This window comes from Bacteroidota bacterium (assembly GCA_018698135.1).
Lineage (GTDB): Bacteria > Bacteroidota > Bacteroidia > CAILMK01 > JAAYUY01 > JABINZ01.
In genome coordinates this window covers 1-7,636 of sequence record JABINZ010000056.1, presented here as the reverse complement: position 1 = coordinate 7,636, position 7,636 = coordinate 1, and the positions used below count along the sequence as shown (strand labels likewise).

2 protein-coding genes are annotated in these 7,636 nt (G+C 35.8%); both read left to right on the top strand.

The window, feature by feature from the left end; translation table 11 throughout:
• Nucleotides 1-196 precede the first annotated feature (196 nt).
• The gene (locus tag HOG71_03565; GenBank protein ID MBT5989910.1) at nucleotides 197-856 is read left to right on the top strand and encodes a hemolysin III family protein; all 660 of its coding nucleotides are present in this window, start codon (nucleotides 197-199) and stop codon (nucleotides 854-856) included.
• Nucleotides 857-1,307: 451 nt separating this feature from the next.
• Nucleotides 1,308-7,484, top strand: coding sequence for a PKD domain-containing protein (locus tag HOG71_03560; protein ID MBT5989909.1), 6,177 nt, complete (start codon nucleotides 1,308-1,310; stop codon nucleotides 7,482-7,484).
• The last annotated feature ends 152 nt before the right edge of the window (nucleotides 7,485-7,636 follow it).

Sequence of the window (7,636 nt, the reverse complement as noted above, 5' to 3'; positions counted from 1 at the left end):
ATTTGTTCCAGGATACAAAAAAGTAGCCTTGCCAAATGCTGCCAAGGCTACGCAAGATAGTCTTTCATAGAAAGATCTTCTTCTTATGTAAAGATACTTTTTTCGTCTTTTACTTGGTTATTTAAACAGTACCTTTTTTTATACGTCTTTCAGGCATCATTTTAGATGCTATTGACAATTATAATTGCCCTTAATCATGCAACTACAAAACACACGATTTTCAAAAAAAGAGGAACTAGCTAATGCCATTTCGCACGGAATTGGTTTGATCATAGCCATTACGGCTTCCATCGTTTTACTTATTATTTCAATTCAAAATCACAATATTTGGCAGATTGTGAGTGTTGCTATTTTTGGCTCAACGCTTATTCTACTTTACTTTTCATCCACCATGAATCATTCACTGCTCATTGGTAATGCCAAAGATTTCTTTCATAATTTCGACCAGATTGCGATTTACTTTTTAATAGCAGGAACCTATACACCTATTGCATTATCGGTTATTCGAGTTGAAGGTGGTTGGCTAATGTTTGGTATTGAATGGAGTTTTGCACTTGCAGGACTACTGGTAAAAGCTTTTATCCCAAACAAATTTGAGAGAGGAGTAAATACATTTGTTATTATCTCTTATGTAATTATGGGTTGGTTACTAGTGTTTTTCCTCAAACCACTCTTTAACAATCTATCAACAGTCAGTATCATTTTAATTTTTGCTGGTGGATTATTCTATACAGTAGGAATATTGTTCTTCAAATTGGAAAAACTTAAATTCTCGCACCTTATTTGGCACTTATTTGTTATTGGTGGTAGTGTATGCCATTGGTTGGCAATTTATTTTTTTATGCTGAATTATTAATCAATAAAAGCCCATCTCCCGAAGACTCGGAACAGACAGGCTTTTCTGGGTGAAAGACGGGATTATAGATTTTTAGTCCGCTCATTTTCTTATATTATTGATTTTCTTTTGTTTACAAGTTTATATTTCCATTATCCAGCTGACGCAAACTGACGCAACAACAAAATCAGGCTGTACACCCTGCTATGGCTGTTTTCTCGTTCCTGTAGATCATCAAAAGCGTTCAGTATAATTGATAAATATAAGACTTTCTCTTTAATAATCATCTATTATGTACTCTATTAGGTGTTTTTCGGATATGAAAATTTGTTCGCAAAACATTCAAAATCGTTCGGTAAAATGGAAAATTTGTTCGTAATACCTGAATCACTGAAAATATAAAGATTTATAGAATATTATGGTTACCTTTAACTTATAATTACTACTAAACTGCTGTTGGGAAAACAAAAAGATGAACTTCAGTAAGGGAACGTTTCTGATAATACTACTACTAACTCAATCCATCATAGTTTTGGGGCAGGAGAAGCTTAATATGGCTAAGAACAATACTGGCTTTATCGAAAACAAAGGCCAGATCCATAACCAGGATTTCCAACCAAATCCGGAAGTTAAATACCTGTTGAATTTGAACAATGGGCTGAATGTTCAGTTGAAGGCAAATAGTTTTAGTTACGATACTTATGTTATTGAGGCGAAGGCGAAGGCTGAGGCTCAGGAAAAGGAAAAGGATGAATTGGACATGTTTCGCCATCCCTTTGACAGTATTGATAATTATGAAATCATTTATCATTTCCACCGAATTGACATCGAACTGCTAAACGCAAATCCAAATCCAGAAATTATTGCAGAAGACCCATCAGAAGATTACCTCAACTACTACAATGCAGTAACCCCAGAAGAAGGAGCACCTTTTGTCCGATCGTTTCAAAAAGTAACCTACAAAAACATTTACCCAGGCATTGACCTCGAATTTTTCGTGCAGAAAAACAAAGAACAGCCTTTCAAATACAACTTCATTGTGCATCCCGGTGCAGATGTATCACAAATCAGGCTTAAATACAATGGAGCCAGCAGTCTCAAACTCGAAAACGGACAAATCCTCATTGAAACAGCAAATGGGAATTTCCATGAAAGCCTCCCCGAAAGTTGGCTTCTGGAAAACAATAAACTAATAAATGCCCAATACAAAGCATTTGATAAAAACATTTTTGGATTTGAAATAAATGAATATTCAAAACTTCAAACATTATTAATTGATCCGGTACCTGTTATTAAATGGGCGACCTATTATGGAGGAAGTGGAACAGATGTAGCACGCTCTATTATTCTTGATACGAGTCTGAATATTTTAACATCTGGATTTACTCAATCGAGTACTGCTATTGCAACATCAGGTGCTTATCAATCAAGTTATGCAGGAAATTATGATGTATTTATTGTAAAGATGGATCAAAATGGGCAGAGAATATGGGGTACTTATTATGGAGGTTCAAATTCCGATTATGATGGAAATATTATTAAAGATGATAGTAACAACCTATATATTTCAGGAAGGACGACATCTACTGCTGGCATAGCTACTTCGGGTTCTTATCAATCAACAATTGGAGGGCAAAGTGATGCATTTATTGTTAAATTTGATAATAATGGGCAGAGAATATGGGGTACTTATTATGGGGGCAGTACATATGATGGAAGTTATGATATTGCATTAGACTACAATAGAAATATAATAATTACTGGATCTACAAATTCTAGCTCTATTTCCAGCACAGGAGCACATCAAACTTCATTAGGAGGAAAACGGGATGCATTTATTGCCAAATTTAACCCAAACTGTCAACTTCAATGGGCTACCTATTATGGCGGTAGTGAACCTGATGAAGGGAATAGCCTGTGCATAGATTCATTGGGAAATATCTATTTAGCTGGAATTACCGAATCAACATCTCAGATTGCTTCTTCAAATGCGCATCAAACATCCTATGGTGGCGGTTCAGAAGATGTGTTTTTAGTAAAATTCGATTCAAATGGACAAAGACAATGGGGAACATATTTTGGTGGGAATAAATCAGATGAATGTAGATATAATTCTTTGGATATTACTGATGCAATTTATCTGGCAGGATTTTCATGGTCTACGACAAATATTTCAACATCCAATGCCTATCAGGTAAATAATGCAGGATCTGCTGATGGGTTTATTGCTAAATTTAGTTTTACTGGTCAAAGATTGAAAGCTACATATTATGGAAGCTACTATGCTGATTGGTTTAATGGTATCCAGGTGAATAAAAGAGGAGATTTATTTATTGCTGGACATGGTCAGTCTGATACAGGAATTACAACATCTGGTGCATATCAAACTTCATATCGTGGAAATAATGGGGGTTCTCCAAATGGCTACATAGCAAGGTTTGACACATCCCTTCAACTCAAATGGTGTACTTATTTTGGAGATACAGCAAGCGGATTAGATGATATTTATGTAGACTTGAACAACAATATATATGTTGTAGGCAGTTCTGGATCAAAATCATCAGTTGCAACAACTGGAGCACATCAAATTTATGCAAGAGGTAATAATGATGCAATAATTGCTAAGTTTTCCGATTGTTTTAATTCATATGATACAATTTCTGTTACTGCTTGCGGGAATTATGATTTTCATGGAACCATGCTCTATGATCCGGGCCAATATAAAGATACAATTGCAAATTATAAAGGCTGTGATAGTGTTATTACATTATATCTTGAAATTCTAGCTGTTCCCGATGCACAGTTTTCCATTATTGATACCTCTCAATGTCTAAATGACAACCTGTTCTGCTTTACAAATAATAGCACAATCGATTCAGGATCATTGACATATTATTGGGTGTTTGTAGGCAAAGATACATCTTCAATGGTTTCTCCTTCATATTCATATGGAAGTGATGGGACATATACAGTGCATCTAATTGCAACTTCTGATAATGGTTGCACTGATGCAGTTTTAAAAACTATTATTGTAAAACCTGAACCTGAACCTGATTTTAGTTTTGTTGACAGTACACTGTGTTTTAATAATAATTTATTCCAGATTTCAAATAATTCAGCAATCAATAGTGGAAACCTGAATTATCATTGGGATTTTGGAGATGGACAAACTTCAACAGCAATCAATCCAACTCATACTTACAATAGTATTGACACATTTAAAATTAAGCTTGTTGCAATTTCTGATCTCAATTGTTCAGATTCAATCACAAAAAGGGCAATCATTTATCCATCTCCTGTTTCAGATTTTTATGTGATAGACAGTACCCAATGTCTTACCGGCAACCTGTTTTCATTTATCAATAATTCCCAAATTGTTCAAAATGACAGCTTGAATTATTATTGGAATTTTGGAGATATGGATTCTTCTATATTACAAAACCCAACTCATGCTTATTCTGCTTTTGATACTTTTGAAGTAGCACTTATTGTCACTTCCTCCAATTATTGTTCTGATACTGTCAGTCACTCGGTCATTGTTTATCCCATGCCAAAAGCAGACTATTTTATATGGGACACTTCCCAATGCTTTGAACGCAATGCTTTTGGGTTTACAAATACTTCAAGCATCCCAAATGGTTCGATGGATTTTTCCTGGTGGTTCGGGGACGGAGGTACATCAACATTTAAGGATCCAGTTTATTCATATACTTATCCTGACACCTTCGATGTTCATCTGATAGCAACTTCTGATCAAGGCTGCATCGATTCAAGCTGGGGGAAATTATACATTCATGTTCATCCTGAACCTATTTCAGCTTTTTCTATTGACGACAGTGCCCAATGTCTGAATGAGAACTTATTTTCGTTCACCAATCAATCAACTATAAGTTCTGGTAGTTTTACGCAAAACTGGTATTTTGGAGATGGAGACACCATGAAAAGTCTGGATGCATTACATAACTATTCGATTTATGACACCTTGAGTGTCAGGCTAATTATTATTTCCGACTGGTTCTGTAAAGATTCTATCGAAAAAACAGTTGTAATTCATCCATCACCCGTAGCAGATTTTGTGAGTGATACTGCAAGTCTTTGTTTAAAAAATAACCTTTTCAGCTTTAATAATCTGAGCTCAATTCCTCATGGAAGTTTTAGTAATTATTGGGACTTTGGTGATTCCAGTTCTTCAATATTGAAAAATCCATGCCACACTTATGGATTTTTCGATACTTTCCAAGTAAAACTACTTGTTACATCTTCTCTCAATTGCATAGATTCAACAATCAAAGACATAATTGTACACTCAATGCCTGATGCAGCATTTTCAATTGGTGATCCAGATCAGTGCTTATTCAATAATAATTTTGTTTTCAACAACCTGTCAACCATTCCTCAATCAGTTGGATTAACTAACTATTGGGATTTTGGGGATGTCAATTATACCAATATAACAAGTCCTGTCCATACATATTCCTATTATGATACATTCAACATAAAATTGTTGGTGACAAGTGATTTCAATTGCATTGATTCAACAGAAAGAAAGCTTTTTGTGAGACCAATGCCACAAGCAGCCTTTGATGTTAGTGATTCTTCATTGTGTTTATTGGGGAATCATTTTTTATGCACAAATAATTCCACAGTTCCTTATGGAATCTTGAACTTTAATTGGGATTTTGGAAATTCTGAATATTCAGTTGTTAAAAAACCATTCATAGAATATAAAAATCAGGATACTTTCGATATCAAACTACTTGTTTCAACAGAATATGGTTGTAAAGATTCACTGTCAAAATCTGTCATTGTCAGGCCTATGCCGGAAGCAAAGTTTGATATTTCGGACAGTTCCCAATGTTTATCCAACAACACTTTCCAGTTCAACAACCTGTCAGGCATTTATTATGGAACGCTGGGATACAGCTGGACATTCGGGGATGGGGATTCTTCCATAACGAAAAATCCAAATCACAACTACAGCTGGTTTGATACATTCAGCATCCGTTTGATTGCCACATCAGATTACAATTGCAGGGATACCCTGTTTAAAAAAGCAATTGTTCATCCCATGCCAGTCGCATCTTTCGCTATCAACGACAGCGACCAATGTTTACGGGGAAATGCATATCATTTTACGAATGCAAGCATTATCCATCATGGCACATTACACTATGTATGGGATTTTGGAGATTTAAATACATCAACAGATAAAGATCCTGATCATTCCTTATTGCTTGATGATCTTTACACGGTTCAACTTCTTGCTATTTCAGACCAGGATTGCAAAGATTCCACTGAAAAGCAAGTAATTGTTTACCCAATGCCGAAGGCTGATTTTGTTGTGAATGATACAACCCAATGCCTGACCGGAAATAACTTTAAATTTACGAATAGCACCTCTATCAGCTATGGTTCATTGACCTATAGTTGGGAGGTTGGCTTCGGGCAATATTCAACCATACAAGCTCCTGATACCACTTTCAGGAACTGGGGAATATATCCTGTTCAGCTTATTGCAAAAAGTGACCAGGACTGTATTGATACTACTGGTGATGAACTGGTGGTTTATCCGATGCCAGTTGCAGCCTTTATTTTCATCAATAATTGCCTGGAAGATACCATGTATTTTTTTGACAGTTCATTTGTGGACAGCGGAACTGTTATGCAATGGTACTGGGATTTCAAAAATGGCAAAACCAGCACAAACCAAAATCCTTGGACAATCTTTTATGATACCGGTCAGAAATCAGTTACCATGACCAGCACTACAGATTTTGGCTGTGCCTCAGACACTACCCGCTATTTTGTGATTGAAGCACATGTTTCAGCACCTGAATTAGAAAGGTCAACAGTGGTGGATGATGAATATGTTTTAATAGAATGGGAAAAACCACTTGAGGGGATATTGAAGGAATATCATATTGAGCGGTCAACAGATACTATTTGGTGGGATTGGATTTCTGATGAAAGCTACTTCAATACCAGTTATGAAGATTATTTTGTTGATGTAGATGAACAATCATACATATACCGAATCAATGCAACAGATAGCTGTGATTATACAGGTGTTTATTCAAATATTGGGAAGAGTATTTTGTTGAGGGTGGATACAAGTGGAGCATATCCCAAATTGAGTTGGACAGCTTATGAACAATGGAAACAAGGAGTTTCAAATTACATGTTACAAGTTTCTGGTTGTAATATACAAAGAACAAATTGCAGTCCTTTTCAACCCATAACTAACAACCCAAAGCCCATATCTTTCATTGATAGTTCAACCAACATACAAGCATCCTTTTATTGTTACCGAGTAATCGCCTACCGCAATGGAGATTCTTTGCAGTCCGTTTCGAATGTTGTCTGTATTCCATCGGAGTTCAGATTATTCGTTCCAAACTCCTTTACCCCAAATGGGGATGGAGTTAATGACATTTTCCTGCCCAAAGGCATTTTTGTTTCTGAATATAATCTCCAAATTTTTAACCGCTGGGGAGAAAAATTGTTTGAAAGTGATGATATAAATACTGGATGGGATGGCATTTTCAAAGGAGAAGTTTGTCCTATGGGAACTTATTTATATCAGATCAAAGCCAAAGGAGCTAATGGGAAAAGCAAAGAGTTGAGTGGTACGATTCAGCTATTGAGATAAAAAAAAGGCTGCCATTTCTGACAACCTTTGGGTAAAACGCAGCGTATTCATAAAACTACAAATAAGCTGACTCACATACAAAAAGCGTCAGACAAAAGGATCTCAACTAATTGATTATCTGACACTTACAGCGATGGGTGAAAGACGGGATT

What these genes read in the sequence shown, in the direction of transcription:
- HOG71_03565 (MBT5989910.1), top strand. Translation starts at nt 197, where the DNA reads ATGCAACTACAAAACACACGATTTTCAAAAAAAGAGGAACTAGCTAAT.
- HOG71_03560 (MBT5989909.1), top strand. Translation starts at nt 1,308, where the DNA reads ATGAACTTCAGTAAGGGAACGTTTCTGATAATACTACTACTAACTCAA.